1 protein-coding gene is annotated in these 329 nt (G+C 66.3%); it reads right to left on the reverse strand.

The genetic code is table 11. The features are described 5' to 3' along the window. Positions 1-329: transposase (locus tag AC6CID_RS25075; RefSeq protein ID WP_019290728.1), on the reverse strand; the 329-nt coding region annotated here is incomplete at both ends.

A 329-nucleotide genomic window follows, 5' to 3' on the forward strand; every position in this document is an offset into this window, starting at 1 on the left:
CATGCTGCTGGTCTCTGCCCTCGGGTGAGGGCGATGTGGACCATGATGCGCCTTCGGTAGTTGTCCATGTTGGTGAAGCCGCATCCGACACGCTTGGTTTGCTTGATGATCCGGTTGAAGCCCTCGGTGCGGGCGTTGGTCACGTCCTCGGTGAGCGCGACGAGCACCGCTGGCCACCAGGTGTCGATCGTGGTCGCCAGGCGGCTGGTTTCCTCCATGTCGGCGCGGGCGGCGGCGTCGTAGAAGTCGTACAGCCTGCGCCGGATCTGGTGCGGCTGGTGTTCGGCCAGCAGCAGGCGCAGGCGTTCCTTGACGGCATGCGCGGCGGC

Source organism: Rhodococcus sp. GQ147, from assembly GCF_059759155.1.